This is a genomic window from Chitinophaga sp. YIM B06452 (genome assembly GCF_039655965.1).
Taxonomy (GTDB): Bacteria; Bacteroidota; Bacteroidia; order Chitinophagales; family Chitinophagaceae; genus Chitinophaga.
The window spans coordinates 1-15,390 of record NZ_JAWLKY010000004.1 but is presented as its reverse complement, the minus strand read 5'-3'; the positions used below and the strand labels follow the sequence as shown (position 1 = coordinate 15,390).

Below are 15,390 nucleotides of genomic sequence, written 5' to 3'. Positions count from 1 at the left end.
AATTTGCTACAATTGTCGGACCAGTTCGCTGAAAATATATGTTAAATGTGGTTCCGCTCCTTTGGCCGCGGCCAGTACTTCTTCGTGGGTGATCACATTGTCCTCATCGCGGATGCCCAGGTCTGTGATCACGCTCATGGCAAACACTTTCAGGCCGCTGTGGATAGCTACGATCACTTCCGGCACGGTGCTCATACCCACGGCGTCGCCCCCGATGGCATGCATGAACTTGTATTCCGCCCGGGTTTCGAAGGTGGGGCCCTGTACGCCCACGTACACGCCGGTATGTAAAGATATGCCTTTGGCGGAAGCAATCGCTTTCGCAGAGGTTACCAGTTCTTTAGCATAGGGCTCGCTCATATCCGGGAAGCGGGGACCCAGCGCATCCTCGTTCCGGCCGCGGAGCGGGTGCTCAGGCTGGAGGTTGATATGATCGGTGATGATCATGAGGTCGCCCACGCGGAAAGCCTTGTTCATACCCCCTGCCGCATTGGAAATGAGCAGGGTTTGGATGCCCAGCGCCTTCATGACCCGCACGGGGAAGGTGACCTGCTGCATGCTGAGCCCTTCATAATAATGGAAACGCCCTGCCATGGCCACTACCGGCCTGCCGCTGAGCCGGCCCAGGATGAGCTTGCCGGAATGCCCCTCCACCGTAGCGGGGGGAAAATGAGGGATGTCGGAATAAGGGATCTCCTTACGGTCGGTGATCTCCCCGGCCAGGTTGCCCAGGCCGCTGCCCAGGATGATGCCCGCCACGGGTGTTTCCGCTGCGAACTGCCGTATATACGCCGTTGCTTCATTGATCTGTACCAGCATAGCCATGATTTGTGCCCGGCAAAGTTAATTCTATATAACATATCATCATCTCCCCCCAAAGAAATCCCTATTCTAAAACATAAATTGCCTAAATTAGCGGCCAAATTTAAATACCGATGAATTTACACGAGTACCAGGCTAAAGAACTGCTGAAAAAATATAACGTACCGGTACAGGAAGGTATCCCGGTAGATACACCTGAAGCGGCTGCGGAAGCATATAAGCAACTGAAAGTGCAATTCGGAAACAACTTCGCGGTTGTAAAGGCACAGATCCACGCCGGTGGCCGTGGTAAGGGCCTGATCAGGGGTACGAAGCAGAATGGCGTAGCGGTAGGAAAAAACGCTGAAGATATCAAAACCATCGCCGGCAATATCCTTGGCGGCACCCTCGTTACCATTCAGACCGGTGAGGCTGGTAAAGTGGTAAATAAAGTACTGGTTGCGCAGGACGTATATTATGACGGCCCCAGCAAACGCCAGGAGTTCTATCTCTCTATCCTGCTGGACAGGGCGAGCGGCCAGAACATGATCGTATACTCCACAGAAGGCGGTATGAGCATCGAAGATGTAGCGCATGATACCCCTGAAAAAATATTCCGCGAACGCGTGCACCCCAATATGCCCCTCCAGGGCTTCCAGGCGCGCAAGATCGCTTTTAACCTCGGCGTAACCGGCGAGGCCTTCAAAAACATGGTGAAATTCGTGACCAACCTGTACAACGCGTACATTGGCCTGGATGCCGCCATGATCGAGATCAACCCGCTGTTCAAAGCTGCGGACGATAAAGTAATTGCCGTAGACTGCAAGCTCAGCCTGGACGACAACGCACTGCTGCGTCACCCTGACCTGGTAGCCCTCCGCGACATCACCGAAGAAGACCCCACCGAAGTGGAAGCAGGCCAGTACAACCTGAACTTCGTGAAACTGGACGGCAACGTAGGCTGTATGGTGAACGGCGCCGGCCTGGCCATGGCCACCATGGACATGATCAAGCTGTCTGGCGGCGAACCGGCCAACTTCCTGGACGTAGGCGGCACCGCCAACGCACAGACCGTGGAAGCAGGTTTCCGCATCATCCTGAAAGACCCTAAAGTAAAAGCGATCCTGATCAATATCTTCGGCGGTATCGTTCGTTGCGACAGGGTGGCCCAGGGTGTGATAGACGCCTACAAATCCATCGGCACCATCAATGTTCCCATCATCGTGCGCCTGCAGGGCACCAACGCTGCTGAAGCCAAAGCGCTCATCGAGCAGAGCGGCCTGAAAGTACAGAGCGCCATCCTGCTGAGCGAAGCGGCAGACCTGGTGAACAAGGCGGTGAACGCATAATCCTTCAGAATATTGTTCTTACATATCCATGGCCGGCATTATCGCCGGCCATTTTTTTGCCTATCTTTGATCTCCATCCTTTTACTTTGAACATGTGCGGGTTAATGGTTCAACCACTAACACAGGTTTTTCATGCTACGCATCCGCCAATTCTTCCTCATTTGTTCCGGGGCACATTTGCCCATGCTGCGCCGTGCACCTTCAGAGCTTAATAAATATGCAGGCATCGGCGCCACTGTATTCTTTACCGGCGTTTTCGCCGCCATATCTGCCGGGTATGCGCTGTGGACGGTTTTCCAGCAACCCTGGATCGCCGCGCTTTTCGCGGTGGTATGGGGGCTGATGATCTTCAACCTGGACCGCTACATCGTTTCCAGCATGAAAAAGCGGGAACGCTTCGGGCAGGAGCTGTGGATGGCCACGCCGCGCATCATTCTTGCCGTGCTGATCGCCATCGTGATCTCCAAGCCGCTGGAGCTGAAAATATTCGACACCGAGATACAGGCCGAGCTGATCATTATGGAACAGCAGAAGTTCCGCGAGCAGGAAGCCAAAGTTTCCGAACGCTACCTCAGCCGCAGCAACGAGCTGAAAAGCCGCCTGAACGCCGTGCAGCAGCAAATGGCCATACAAGCCGCCCGCAGGGATACGCTGCAGTTGCTCGCGCAGCAGGAGGCAGACGGCACCGGCGGCTCCCGCGTGAAAAATCTCGGCCCGATCTATAAAGCCAAAAAAGCCGATGCAGACAGCGCTTCAGCCGCATTTGCCGCACTGGCCCTGCAGCAGCAGGCTTTACGCGCCGAACTGGCGAAAGTAGACAGCACGGTAGCCGCAGACATTACCGGTCTGCAACGCGGCCGGCTGAACGGTATGGCCTCCAGGCTCGAAGCGCTGGGCCGCATCACTGCCGCCAGCCAGCCCATCCGCTGGGCCAACTGGTTCATCATGCTGCTGTTTGTTGCCATAGAAACCGCCCCAGTATTCGTAAAGCTCATTTCTCCCCGCGGGCCTTACGACGACCTGCAAGACCAGCACGAGTTCGCCTTTGCCATGCACCGCAAGGAAAAGAAAGCCATCCTGCAAATGGAAACAGAGGAAAGGATCGCGCAGAAAGAAGCGGGAAGGGCCTCCCGCAAAGCGGAGCAGCCGTCCGGCGAAGGACGGACGGCGTTTTCGTGATGAATTTTAAAAAAATCCCCGGGGATTTATGGAATCAGGGCAAAAATCACATCCTGACCATAAATCTCCGGTATGAAAACACTGCTATACCTTTTTACGCTCATCACCTTTACTAACGCTACCGCACAAACGAAGAAAGTTACTGTCCCTTCCAGTATCGAAAACGTCACCGTTTTCCTGCAAGGCGCGCAGATCACCCGCACCGCTGCCACTACCATTCCTGCAGGCACCGCCACGCTGGTGTTTCCCGGCATTTCGCCCGAGCTGGAAGAAAAAAGCATCCAGGTGCAGGGGAAAGGTGCTTTCACCATCCTCTCCGTGTCGCGCGAAAGGAATTACCTGAACAACCAGCGCCCGCAGGATGAAATAAAAAGATTGCAGGAACAGCTGGAAGTGCTCGAAGAAAGGCTGCAGCGCGAAAAAAATAAAGAATCCGTGTTCAGGCAGGAAGAGGAAATGCTGAAAAAGAACCAGGACCTGCGGGGCACCAATACCGGCCTCAAAACGGCAGACCTGAAAGAAGCGCTGGACTTCCAGCGCAACCGCCTCACCGAGGTGCTGGACCAGCAACTGGCCATACAGGCCAACATCCGCAGGCTGAATGACAACATCCGGCAGAATATGCAGCAGCGCGCCGCGCTCCTCGAAACAAAAGACACTTCCACCACCGACCTGCTCGTCACCGTTTCTTCGAAAGAAAGCATCAGCGGAAAGCTCACCCTGCGTTACCTCGTGAAGAACGCAGGCTGGTACCCCACCTACGAACTGCGCGTGGAAAACATCAGCCACCCGATGGAACTGGCCTACAAAGCCAACGTATTCCAGCAATGCGGCGAAGACTGGAAAAATGTAAAACTCAGCCTCTCCAGCGGCAACCCTTCAGAGAGCGGGCAGAAACCCGAAATGAACGCCTGGTACCTGCGCACGTTCAACAGTATGCAGGAACTTACCCAGGCCCGTTACAAATCGCCGCTGAAAGACCAGGGCCGTGCCACCGGACGCGTAATGGACGGCGCCGGCCATCCCATCATTGGCGCCATGATCCGCATACCCAACCGCACCATCGGCACCACCACCAATGAAAAAGGCGAGTTCAGCCTGCAACTGCCCACGGGCGCCACTTCCCTGGACGTGACCTATATCGGTTACAAAGACCAGCAGGTAACGCTGAGCAATAATTTCATGAATATCGTGCTGCAGGAAAACGTTCAGGCGCTGCAAGATGTAGTGGTAGTGGGTTACGGCAAATCGATCGAAACCGAGGTCGTTGGCAGGGTGGCAGGCGTGTCCTCCGGTATCCGCATCCGCGGCGTAAACTCAGCCAAACAACGCGAAGACATCCCGCTGGACGTGTCCGCCAGCTTCCATACCACCAGCGTCAACTTCGATATAGCCGTGCCTTACAGCATCCCGTCTGACGGGAAGCCGTATGCCGTGTCTGTCAGTCAAACGCCCGTAGCCACCAGCTACCAATACCACGCCGCGCCCAAGCTGGACCCTGCTGCGTATCTCGTGGCCGGCATTACAGCATGGGAGCAGCTGAACCTGCTGGATGGAGAAGCCAGCATTTATTTTGAAGGCACCTATCTAGGCAAATCGCTGCTCAACCTGCAGACCGCTTCAGATACTTTGTATGTGTCGCTCGGTAAAGACAAGAACATCGTGATCAACCGCAAGCTACAAAAGGAATATTCAAAGAACCAGTTCCTTGCCAGCAACCAGACGGCCGTGCGCAACTGGGAGATCAGCGTGCGGAACAACAAGCAGGAACCCGTGCGCATACTGGTGGAAGACCAGGTGCCGATGCCCGCGCAGAGCGAAGTGGAAGTGAGCAGGATATCTTATTCCGGCGCCACGATGGACCCCGTGTCGCAGCTGGTGACCTGGAGCCTGGAGATCCCCGTGAAGCAGGAAAAGAAAATGCAGCTCCAGTACACGGTGAAATACCCGAAAGGCAAACTCGTCAATCTCGATTAAGTGTCATATACCCCAAGATGTAGCTCATGCTTTTTACCTTTTATGGCGCCTCCCGGTCCCGGGAGGCATTTTTTTGTTATCCGCGCAAGTTTGCGTACATTAAACATACTATGCAGGTACATATCAAAACAATCCACGAAACCAGCGCCGCGGCAGGATGGGCGGGGCCGCGCAGCGTTGTGATAGATCGCACTCCCAGGGCCGGCGGGCTTGGCATCGGCTTCAGCGGGGAAGAACTCTTTATGATGGCCATCGGGGCCAGCCTCTGCAACGACCTTTACCGTGAAGCAGCCGCCAGGGGCATAGAGATCGCTCATGTTGAAATTATCGTGAACGGCGACTGGAGCGGCGAGCCTGCGCAGGCGAAGAACGTCCGGTACGACATCCGGCTGGAATCTCCCGCGCCGCGCAAAGATGTGGAAGACCTGGTGAAACATACGGACCAGGTGGCAGAAATTCCCTATTCGCTCAGAACCGGCACCCAGGTAAAACTGAACACGGTAGACGTGGTGAAACAGGGCGCCTGAACCGCCTGTAACATTTAACTAAAGTTTCTCTTTCCATGCCCCGGCTTTCACTGGCAAGCCGCGCATAATTTCTTAATTTGTATCCCATGACGATCCCTAAAACCTTTGCCAGCTTATGCCTCCTCCTCTTCGCCGGTTTGCAGCTTTCCGCGCAGTCCGGCCGGGTGAGAACATCCAAACCTTCTGCCTCAGCCGAGGGTAAAAACACTGCCAGCGTCAGCAAGCGGAAACAGTTGTATTTACTGGATTCAGCGGAGATAAGAACAATTTTCACCGACGAAAGATTGCAGGAAGACCAGGTGGGATTCATCAACACGGTCAGGGACCCGTTCACCCTTTTCAAACTCGGCTACGGCAAATACGACAGCGTTACTTTCATCTTCACCAAACATTACCTGCAACTGCCGCCGGAGCGGAAGAATATTCCCTCTCCCGCAAGGCTGGAAAAGCGGAATAACCGGTATTATTTCAGGGACAGGCTTTACACGGGGAAGGTGATCGATTATTACTATTCCGGCGATATAAAATCGGAAGCGTACTATGAAGATGGTTTGCAGAAAGGCGTTGAAAAAAAGTATGACGTCAATGGCATATTGACGCTGCATACTACAACGGTATCAGATACACTGGATACGGAAAAAACATCCACTGACAGTGCCGGGAACGTTTATTACCGCTGGAAATACCTGCTGCCGCAAAAGGTCTCCGTGACAGAATACTATTACCCCGGCGGCAGCCTGAAAACACGGATCGAAACCCACAGCGGCGGCAACCTTACCAAAAAATACCTTTCTTCCGGCATCATGACAGATTCCGTATACAAGCCATGGCCAGGCATGGGCGTTGCCGTCAAAACCAAAACGACCGAAAGGCGTGAACGGCTGATGAAGATCGATGAATATGATGTTGCATTGAAAAAAGAACCGGGCAACCCGGCAATCTGCCTTGCGCGCGCCGCCCACAGGATAGAAACGCTGGACTATGCCGGGGCGCTTGCCGACATCAACGCCTGCATTGCAATAGAGCCGCAGGAACCGGACTACTACGGCGAAAGAGCGCTCGTGCCCATTTACAAAGCGGCGTATTGGGATACAGACAACAGGTTGAAAAAAGGAGAGATCGTGGAATACATGCGCACCCATCCCAACATCAACATCCCTGCCGCAGACAAGGCGTTGATGATGAAAGACCTGGAAAAGGCCGCGGTGCCTTTCAGCACGGATAAGCTATTCAAGGAACTGTACAAATACCTGAAAAGCATAAATTTCTGATATGAAAATGATCACCGCTATCATGCTGCTGGCGGCCACCTCGGTTTCCGCCCAGCCCAAACCCACGAAAGTGCTGTATTACCTGGATTCGGTATTGTACGTGCGGAACCCGCTGGAATATCATATCCATAACGAAGGCATGCTTACCCCGGAAGACGTTGCCTATACGAATATGGCAAAGACCCGGAAAGGCCTCAAACATATGGCCGAAAGGGGCTGGGACAGCATTGCGTACATATTCACGAAAGCATATGTGGCGCGGAGCGAAGAAGAGAAAAAGATACCCATTTTAAACAATCTTACAGGGCGGCTGACAACTGCCGACATGATCCAATATTCTTACCACGATAAACCTTATACCGGTAAGATCATCGATTATCACTTCAATGGAAAAAAAGCGCTGGAAGGAATGATGGAAAACGGCTGGAAGACCGGCCCTTTCACGCATTACGACGACGAAGGGCATTTGTATTCCACGGTCACCTATACGAAAAGAGGAGACAGCCTGGCGGTAGTGCACACAGATGCCGCAGGGATCGTATTCCGCACAGAACTGTTCAGAACCGACGGCTCCTCCGAACGCCGCCAGTGGTATACCAACGGTAAGCTGAAAAGCATCAGCATTGAAAAAAAGCACAGGTCCGTGCAGGTCAGATATCATTCAGACGGCAGGATATCGGATTCGCTCACTACCTGGAACAGGTTTGTAAAAAGAACGGGGAAATTTAACCAGATGCACAGCCTCCTGTATAGAAAAGATTTCAACGCCGCCCTCCTGCTCGATCCCCGGAACGCTGATATCTATTACCTCCGCGCCTTAGAGAAAATGGGCGGCCTGCAGTTTGATGCCGCCCTGAACGATATTGATACGGCCATTGCGATGGAGCCACTGAAGCCGGAATACAATGGCCAACGCGCCATTATACGCCTGGCGAAATATGCATCCCCGCACAAAAAAGCCCTGCCAGAGGAGGATTTTTACTTCTTTCACTTCACCCAATACCTGGCGGAACACCCGCAATTAAACATCCGTGCAGAAGAAAAAGCGCTGATCATGAAAGACCTGGAAGCCGCGAGCAAAGCGAGCGTGGATTTCGACAGGTATCATAAGATCTATCATTACCTGAAAAAAAGTAATTTCCTGCAGTAAGATCACTCCGTCACCACTTCCACCTCGTACACAGGACTGAAAAGATAAACCCTTTTGGAAGGCACTTCCTCGCAGCGGAACCTTTTGCGGATGCGTTCGCCTTTGCGGAACATGCGGCCGTCTTTCGTCTTGAAGAGTTGCCCCAGCGGCAGCTGCTCCACCAGGTAATGGTTTTCCCTGCGCCGGTCGTAATTCTTGAGCACGCGCATCAGGTCTTCGTCTGCACAGGAGCTGGCAGCGGGGTTATGCAGGCTTTGTTTCACAGCGGCTTCCACGTCGGGCGGCAGGTATTGTTTACCGACGAACTCGCGGAGGATCTTGCTGTATTCCTGCTTCCATTCCTTGCCGTGGGCGGGAACGCGGTTGCCGTAAACGATGAAGGTCACCAGGTGGGCGATCTCATGGAGCAGGGTCAGTAAAAAAGAATATTTGTTGAGCCCGCCGTTGATGCTGATGCGGTGGCCTTTGTTCTCGTACGGGTGGCGGTAATCGCCGAGTACGCTCTGGCGCTCGCGGGTAATGGTGAGATGTACTTTGTATTCGCGGATGTAAGCGATCACCTGCTCAAACGTTCCGTCCGGCAGGTAACTGGCCAACGCATGTAAAGGTGCTTCTTGCTTCAATTACTCAGGATTTCTTTTGCTTGATCATCATCCGGTACAGGTGGATGGTTTCAAACACCGTATATACCAGGTAAAAGAACAGCAGCAGGAAGATCGTCGTTTTGCTGACGTGCGGGCGGCTCAGGAATACGTACACGCCAACGCCCGCCGCGCAGAGCATCAGCTTGCTCAGGGTAGAGGCGTATACAGACCTTACAAAGACATTGGGATTGGCTGCCGCCATGCCTTTGCGGTTCAGGGAATAACTGATGAGGGTAATGAGCGCCATGGCGATGTTGCCTGCTACCAGCACTTCAAAATGCACCCCCAGCGATTGGAGGAGCCATTGCTGCAACAGGAACAAGGCAGCGGTGATCAGTGCGAACACCCCTGCCAGCCAGAAAATAAACTTATCGGTCATGCTTGCTGGTATCTTTTACAATTCGCCACAAAAGTAGGCCTAAAGAAAGTAAAGAAAAAATGATCATGAAAGCCGGGAAACGTATCCCCAGCCATTGATCCAGCAAGTAGCCCAGCCAAAGGGCCAGGCCGATGGCAGCAAGCATCTGGAACGCCAGCCCGGCGTACCGCCAGAGCATTTTATATTGATTCTTCCTGGAGGACGGTTCTTCCATTTTTGTTAGACTCCGCGTTTGAATTCGATGCGGACTGCGGCATGTCTGCCGGGTCCATATAGCAGCGGCCATTGAACTTCACCGTAGGTTCCATTTCAAAATGCGCCGTGTAAATATCGCCCTTGATCAATGCGTTGCCTTTGAGGAACAGCAGCTCCTCGCATTTAATGATACCCGTTACCTTCCCCAGTATGTCCGCACTCTGGCAGATCAGGTCGCCCGTGATCTCACCCTCAGGCCCTACCACGATCTTGGCTTTGGTAGACACCAGGCCGGTTACCTGCCCGTCTATCCGGATATCTCCCTCGCAAACAATATCGCCCTGGATACTGGTGCCATTCCCTATAAGGTTGATGTTGGAGGTCGGCATTATGCTCTTGCCCTCGCCTTTCTTACTTTGGTTAAACATAGGTTTTCAAGGTTTTTCGTTTTAATAAAGATGGTGTAAGATAGTGAAAAAATATTTAATAAGTACTGTTGTCCACTTTGGGCAGCTTCAGCATGTTCGTGTCCAGCGGCTTATTGTCGCCCATTACATTCTTCAGCATATTGTCCAGGTACTGGTCGCGCACGGTGATGGCCCGTTCCAGGGAATCTGTGCGCATCTTCAGCTGGAGGAATTCTTTCCGCTGCTTAAGGTCCCCGTAACCCGGTATGTAATACCGCAGCGGGGTAAATACCACCGTAGCCACGGTAATGGCCACCAGCAGCACAAAAAGGGTGCTCAATGCCACATAAACACTCATACGCGAAAGGCGGAAGGCGGTCACTTCCTCATAGGTATCGTCGTTCATGATCACGAGCCTGTACTTATGGTTCAACCTGTCCAGGCTTCTTCCCTTATTTTTGTCTTCCAATGCCATAACGCTTAGTAAAAATGTAAAGATTGAGGAAAATAATGAAATATCCGACAAAAAATCATAATTCGTTAACCCTGAGCCTTAATTGCTGTTTCATATAGCCCTTATACGTCCGGTAAAGAAGAAAATTATCCTGTCTTTAAGTTATTACGGAACCCGGGAAAACTGCCTGATGCGGGTTTCAGAAAAGAAGTTTTTTCCTGCAGGTGCTAAGGTACTATTTTTCAATTTTTTTTTAAGGGGCGCGTTGTATTGTGATTTTTGATAAAGTAAGGCCGGAAGGGGTATAAAATAAAACGGGGGAAAGAATTCCCCCGTACCTGGTCCATGAAAAACTAAAAATGATAGTCGAACGGTTTGTATAGGATATGTGCATTCTTACTTACAAAACCACGTACATATAGAAGATACCTCAATGCCTGTTTTTTACCCTTCTACATCCTGTACAAACGATATTGACACTTGATTGACAATTAAATTATAAACCGGCTTCAGGAAGTTGCCGGATGAAGAATCATCCGGCCTTTAATTAACTATCTATAACCATATCCATAAATCCCTTTGGAAGGGAGCTTTGGGAAGGTCTTTATGGGATGCCGCCCATTGTCCACTATTTTATAAAAGGCTGTATCTCACAGCAGCAAGCTTATTCATATCCCTGGCCCTGCCGCCTGGGATAATCACTGTGCTGATATTGATACAGCCATGTTGGTTGGCGTTCCGCAGAACACCGTTTTTCAAAGGTGGCGCCTGAGCGCCTGGTTGGTCAACAGTGTAATAACATTTCACTGGTAGAAAGCGCGGTCAAACACTTTCCTCGGTTTATGATCCCCGAATCCCGGGCAGGGTATAACCCCGCTCCGCTTTCTCTTCATATATCCGCCTGCATAATTTTCGGTTCTGCAGGAGGATAGCATACAAACCGATACCAGGATCAATAAAATAACATTGCACTTTATTTTCCGCCTCATATATCTATCTTCTAAATAATGTAAATTCAACTCTCCTGTTTTGCAGATGCTCGCGTTCCGTACATGGCACACCATCACTGCAACCGTTTACCAGCTTCGACTCTCCATAGCCTTTTGCCTGTAACCTGGCTGCGTCGATGCCTTTTTCTTCCAGGTAGTTCACTACACTTTGTGCCCTTTCCCGGGAGAGTTTCATATTATAGGAAGCCTTTCCCCTTGCATCGGTATATGCGCTGATCTCCACTTTCAGGGTGGGCTCCACCTGCAGGATATTCACCAGCTTATCTACCTCAGCCTTCATTCCCGGCTTTAATTCCCATTTATCATAGTCGAAATAAATATTTCCAATCTGGTCAAATAGCTTCTGTGGCCGGTCCAGGATGATACTGTCCAGCTTCATCAACACATACGTACTGTCTTCATCGCCTTGTTTGCTCATATCGACAAATGTTCCGTGACCATGATACCCGGTTTTTTCGGCTTTCAGCTGATAAGCAGATAATGTATCCAGGCGAAAGGAAAACCGCCCATCATCATCAGTCGATATTTGCCTTCGTTCATTCCTGCTGCTGTCCGTTATGGTCACAACAGCATTGGCAATTGGCGCTGATGTTGTTCCGTTAATCACTTTGCCGCTCAACTTTGCATATGATGACGCTGCTGAAGGTATGCGGAAGGAGTAGATATCATCGTTCCCTTTCCCGCCCTGCCGGTTGGAAGACAGGTATCCGCGTGAACCGTCTTTAAAGTAAAAGGCAAAGTCATCTTCGGGGCTATTGACAGGGTATCCCATATTTAGCGGCGTTCCTTTCGTGAAGTTCCCCCCGGCGACAACATATATATCCAGGCCGCCCATGCCTACCAGGGCATCTGAGGCAAAGTAGAAGTTCCCCTTTTCATCAAATGCTGGGCATCTCTCCTGGCCTGCTGTATTAACTGCCGGTCCGATATTTTTGGGCGTGCTCCAGGCGCCGTCAGATAAGCGTTCCGCGTAATAAATATCTGTTCCTCCATAACCGCCGGGTATATCGGAAGAGAAATACAGGAATTTTCCGTCTTTAGACAGGAAGGGATCGCCAACAGAATAGCCCTTCGTTGCTGCCCCGAATGATAAAGGTGTAACAGCCGACCATTTCCCGCCGGCATAGCGGCTGCTGTACAGGCTAAATCCCAATAGATTCAAATGCCTGTCCCCGGATGTATGGTCTTTTAACACGGAATGGTCTGTTTTACTGACCACCATTTCTGACGCGTCAGCACTCAGGGTTACTAACCCGGTATGGAAGACGCCGTTAATGTTGTCGGTGTCCAGCGGTTTGACAGTCCTGCTTTCATCTGCAATAAACAAATGAGTGTATCCGTTACCGGTCCATCCGTACTTTTTATTGTTGAATCCGCTCTCCAGGCGATCTGACAGGAATAACAATCCCCTGCTGAAGGGGATACCGCCCCAATCGGAGTAGATAGAGTTGGTGAACACCAGGTTCCGCACCTGGATATCTGTGGGGTGATTCATCCAGAATACGGCCGAATCACAGGAACGGATCATCCTGTCCATCATTGCAGGATCCACGCCGGGAAAACGACTATCCTTAAGATATTCGTACTGCTTTTTAGCCTCCGTATATTTGCCGTTATTTCTCAGCACTTCCGCATAAGTGATGTAGCTGTCCACCGGTGCATCCTTCATTGTCACCAGCTTGCTGTACCAGGACTCTGCGAGTTGGTAATTTCTCATTTGAAAGTACGAATTCGCTATCCCCTGTACTGCCCTGGCAGAAGGCTTACTCATATATGCCTTTTCATATTTTTTTACGGCAAAAGAAAAGTTGAGCTTTCCGAATTGCTGGTCTGCTTCTTTCAGGCTATACTGGGCCCTCATGTCAATTGTGGACAGGCTGCCGCACAGCAATACAATACCAATTCTCAATATTTTAAAAATACGCATTGATGAGTTTTTTGTCTCTCATTAAAGGGATAATCAAAAGAACCTGGGGGTAAGCGTCTGCTCATTACTCCTTGGAAAAAGAATTCCGACAGATACCTCATGGCTGCTGGGGCTGAACGTCGAGGTGGCATTCAGGGAGCGGTCGTATGAGTATCCAAGCCTGAACCGGTCTCCCAGGTAGAACTGCGCACCCACCACAACAGCAGATGGTTTCTCCAGCCGGGGGTCAACATTTTTATTGAACAAGCCAATACCGGTCCTGTAAGTGGCTCCCACCCAGACCATCTGTTGAATCAGCATATACATGTTCAAATCCAGGCTGCTGGGACCGGCCAGGTCATTCTTCATCAGCAGCGACGGACGTAGTGCGAGCGATTCTGATAAAGGAAGCAGGTATCCTGCAAGCAGGTAAAGATTTATTTTTTTCTCCGGCAGCAAACGTTCAGGATCCTTTTTAGGTTTTAGAAAATGTACGCCAATATTATCCACAGAAAGTCCTGCATAAAATCTATCCGTATTGTATAGAACACCAACACGGGCATCGGGCATCGTTACCGTTTTCCGCTGGTTCAGTAGCCGGAGGTCATTTGTTTCATCCGGCGATAGTTTTGTACCATCCAGGGACTGTTGCGCCACGCCAGCGGAAATACCGATCGCCAAAGTTTTGGGCACTCCCTCATAATTGTCAAATTTGATGCGGTATGCATAGTTGGCATAAGCGCTCAGGTTAGTTGTCGCCCCCAGCCGGTCGGCGGTAATATTAAGGCCCAGCCCAACCCTATCTTCATTCATGGTACCATCTATTGCCAGGGAGCCTGTTCTTGGCGCTCCTTCCACACCCGTCCACTGATTACGGTAGACCCCTGTGACATTCAGCTGCTCACGGTATCCTGCATACGCAGGATTGATAAACAATCCATGAAACATATACTGGCTAAGCTGGGGAGCCTGTTGAGCCCGTATTGCGGAGGACCATAAACATATCCCCCCGATTATCAAACCATTTATAAATTTAAATTTTGACATAAAATAAGCTTTAACGTAAAACCATAACATATCCACGTTTCCTGATCACCTTTCCGCTGTCGTCCGTAACTGTCAGCACATAGAAATAAGTTCCTTCCTGCAAGCCCGATCCGTTCCAGGTGTTGTCATAATTATTGTTCCTGTATACCAGGTTGTTCCAGCGATTAATGACGATCAGTTCCGGGTTTTTATATTTACCCAATCCTTTTATCCGCAGTACATCATTTACGCCGTCCCCATTAGGTGTGATCACGTTCGGTACAAACAGATCGTCCACTATTTCCACTGTTGCATTACCGCCGTTATCTGCCGGTATGGGTTTGTCATCAGGCGTAAACCCATCGACCCGGTTGGTCAGTTTCGTTCCCTGGTAGTTGGCCTGTACCGTTCCTTTCACCAGTATAGTGGCGCTTTCTCCGGTTTTCAGGCTCAGGCCGGTCCAGGTGCCGGTGGTTGAATTATAGCTGCCGGCGGACGCTTCAAAGCTGGAAGCTGTGTACCCGGAAGGCAGCTGGTCGGTTACCTTGAGCGTGTCGCCCGGAGCAACCGCTTTCGTACCCAGGTTCTTCAGCGTGATCATAAAGTCCAGCGGACCGCCGGGGGCTGCGGTGGCGCTGTTCGCCTTTTTGCTCAGTGACAGGTTGTAGCTGGTCGTATCAACTTTCTTGATATCCACTGTCGCACCACCGCCATTGTCTGCCGGTATCGGTTTCTTATCAGGTGTAAACCCATTCACACGGTTGGTCAGGTTAGTGCCTTGGTAGTTGGCCTCAACAGTTCCTTTCACCAGTATGGCAGCGCTTTCACCAGTTTTCAGGCTCAGGCCGGTCCAGTTGCCGGTGGTTGCGTTATAGCTACCTGCGGACACTTCAAAGCCGGAAGCTTTATACCCGGAGGGCAGCTGATCGGTGACCTTGAGCGTGTCGCCCGGAGCAACGGCTTTTGTGCCAAGGTTTTTCAGCGTGACCGTGAAGTCCAGCGGACCGCCGGGAGTTGCTGTGGCGCTGTTCGCCTTTTTGCTCAGTGACAGCTTGTAGCCGGTAGTATCTACTTTCCTGATATCCACTGTCGCACCACCGCCATTGTCTGCCGGT

15 protein-coding genes are annotated in these 15,390 nt (G+C 51.4%); 6 read left to right on the top strand and 9 right to left on the bottom strand.

The features are described from left to right. Positions 1-6 precede the first annotated feature (6 nt). Positions 7-825 carry a purine-nucleoside phosphorylase gene (locus R3I13_RS19945; protein WP_346319734.1) on the bottom strand — a complete coding sequence of 273 codons (819 nt, stop codon included), beginning with the start codon at positions 823-825 and terminating at the stop codon, positions 7-9. 110 nt (positions 826-935) lie between these two features. Between R3I13_RS19945 and sucC the strand changes: the two genes are divergently transcribed. The 6 genes from sucC to R3I13_RS19915 all read left to right on the top strand — a co-directional run bounded on the left by sucC (position 936) and on the right by R3I13_RS19915 (position 8,254). After that, complete coding sequence (sucC, locus tag R3I13_RS19940; RefSeq protein WP_346319733.1) at positions 936-2,150, top strand: ADP-forming succinate--CoA ligase subunit beta; 1,215 nt, start codon at positions 936-938, stop codon at positions 2,148-2,150. A 132-nt stretch (positions 2,151-2,282) separates the two neighbouring features. Further along, entirely contained in the window at positions 2,283-3,329 is a 1,047-nt protein-coding gene (locus R3I13_RS19935) for a DUF4407 domain-containing protein (protein ID WP_346319732.1), read from the top strand. Between the two features lie 72 nt (positions 3,330-3,401). After that, positions 3,402-5,306, top strand: a complete 1,905-nt coding sequence (locus tag R3I13_RS19930; RefSeq protein ID WP_346319731.1) for a mucoidy inhibitor MuiA family protein — start codon at positions 3,402-3,404, stop codon at positions 5,304-5,306. A 110-nt stretch (positions 5,307-5,416) separates the two neighbouring features. Next, a complete protein-coding gene (locus R3I13_RS19925) occupies positions 5,417-5,833 on the top strand; it encodes an OsmC family protein (RefSeq protein WP_346319730.1) in 417 nt (138 codons plus the stop codon). Between the two features lie 86 nt (positions 5,834-5,919). Continuing rightward, on the top strand, positions 5,920-7,104 hold the full coding sequence (locus R3I13_RS19920; RefSeq protein WP_346319729.1) for a hypothetical protein: 1,185 nt from the start codon (positions 5,920-5,922) through the stop codon (positions 7,102-7,104). 1 nt (position 7,105) lies between these two features. Continuing rightward, positions 7,106-8,254 (top strand): hypothetical protein, encoded by a 1,149-nt coding sequence (locus R3I13_RS19915; RefSeq protein WP_346319728.1) that lies wholly within the window; start codon positions 7,106-7,108, stop codon positions 8,252-8,254. A gap of 2 nt (positions 8,255-8,256) precedes the next feature. Here the strand turns inward: R3I13_RS19915 and R3I13_RS19910 are convergent, their stop codons facing one another. The 8 genes from R3I13_RS19910 to R3I13_RS19875 all read right to left on the bottom strand — a co-directional run. After that, positions 8,257-8,877, bottom strand: a complete 621-nt coding sequence (locus R3I13_RS19910) for a SprT-like domain-containing protein (protein WP_346319727.1) — start codon at positions 8,875-8,877, stop codon at positions 8,257-8,259. A gap of 4 nt (positions 8,878-8,881) precedes the next feature. After that, positions 8,882-9,277, bottom strand: a complete 396-nt coding sequence (locus R3I13_RS19905) for a hypothetical protein (protein WP_346319726.1) — start codon at positions 9,275-9,277, stop codon at positions 8,882-8,884. Then, positions 9,267-9,455, bottom strand: coding sequence for an AtpZ/AtpI family protein (locus R3I13_RS19900; RefSeq protein ID WP_346319725.1), 189 nt, complete (start codon positions 9,453-9,455; stop codon positions 9,267-9,269). Before R3I13_RS19900 ends, R3I13_RS19905 begins: the two co-directional genes overlap by 11 nt. A 1-nt stretch (position 9,456) precedes the next feature. Then, positions 9,457-9,900, bottom strand: a complete 444-nt coding sequence (locus tag R3I13_RS19895) for a polymer-forming cytoskeletal protein (protein WP_346319724.1) — start codon at positions 9,898-9,900, stop codon at positions 9,457-9,459. Between the two features lie 55 nt (positions 9,901-9,955). Continuing rightward, positions 9,956-10,354, bottom strand: coding sequence for a hypothetical protein (locus tag R3I13_RS19890; RefSeq protein ID WP_346319723.1), 399 nt, complete (start codon positions 10,352-10,354; stop codon positions 9,956-9,958). Positions 10,355-11,326: 972 nt separating this feature from the next. Beyond that, positions 11,327-13,060, bottom strand: coding sequence for an OmpA family protein (locus R3I13_RS19885; protein WP_346319722.1), 1,734 nt, complete (start codon positions 13,058-13,060; stop codon positions 11,327-11,329). Positions 13,061-13,303: 243 nt separating this feature from the next. Further along, a complete protein-coding gene (locus tag R3I13_RS19880) occupies positions 13,304-14,296 on the bottom strand; it encodes a type IX secretion system membrane protein PorP/SprF (protein WP_346319721.1) in 993 nt (330 codons plus the stop codon). A gap of 10 nt (positions 14,297-14,306) precedes the next feature. After that, positions 14,307-15,390: gliding motility-associated C-terminal domain-containing protein (locus R3I13_RS19875; RefSeq protein ID WP_346319720.1), on the bottom strand; the 1,084-nt coding region annotated here is incomplete at its 5' end.

Bases quoted from the DNA above. Each gene is read 5' to 3' on its own strand.
- R3I13_RS19915 (WP_346319728.1), top strand. From the start codon at position 7,106: ATGAAAATGATCACCGCTATCATGCTGCTGGCGGCCACCTCGGTTTCC.
- R3I13_RS19920 (WP_346319729.1), top strand. From the start codon at position 5,920: ATGACGATCCCTAAAACCTTTGCCAGCTTATGCCTCCTCCTCTTCGCC.
- R3I13_RS19930 (WP_346319731.1), top strand. From the start codon at position 3,402: ATGAAAACACTGCTATACCTTTTTACGCTCATCACCTTTACTAACGCT.
- R3I13_RS19900 (WP_346319725.1), bottom strand. From the start codon at position 9,455: ATGCTCTGGCGGTACGCCGGGCTGGCGTTCCAGATGCTTGCTGCCATC.
- R3I13_RS19925 (WP_346319730.1), top strand. From the start codon at position 5,417: ATGCAGGTACATATCAAAACAATCCACGAAACCAGCGCCGCGGCAGGA.
- R3I13_RS19895 (WP_346319724.1), bottom strand. From the start codon at position 9,900: ATGTTTAACCAAAGTAAGAAAGGCGAGGGCAAGAGCATAATGCCGACC.
- R3I13_RS19945 (WP_346319734.1), bottom strand. From the start codon at position 825: ATGGCTATGCTGGTACAGATCAATGAAGCAACGGCGTATATACGGCAG.
- R3I13_RS19885 (WP_346319722.1), bottom strand. From the start codon at position 13,060: ATGAGAAATTACCAACTCGCAGAGTCCTGGTACAGCAAGCTGGTGACA.
- sucC (WP_346319733.1), top strand. From the start codon at position 936: ATGAATTTACACGAGTACCAGGCTAAAGAACTGCTGAAAAAATATAAC.
- R3I13_RS19905 (WP_346319726.1), bottom strand. From the start codon at position 9,277: ATGACCGATAAGTTTATTTTCTGGCTGGCAGGGGTGTTCGCACTGATC.
- R3I13_RS19935 (WP_346319732.1), top strand. From the start codon at position 2,283: ATGCTACGCATCCGCCAATTCTTCCTCATTTGTTCCGGGGCACATTTG.
- R3I13_RS19890 (WP_346319723.1), bottom strand. From the start codon at position 10,354: ATGGCATTGGAAGACAAAAATAAGGGAAGAAGCCTGGACAGGTTGAAC.
- R3I13_RS19880 (WP_346319721.1), bottom strand. From the start codon at position 14,296: ATGTCAAAATTTAAATTTATAAATGGTTTGATAATCGGGGGGATATGT.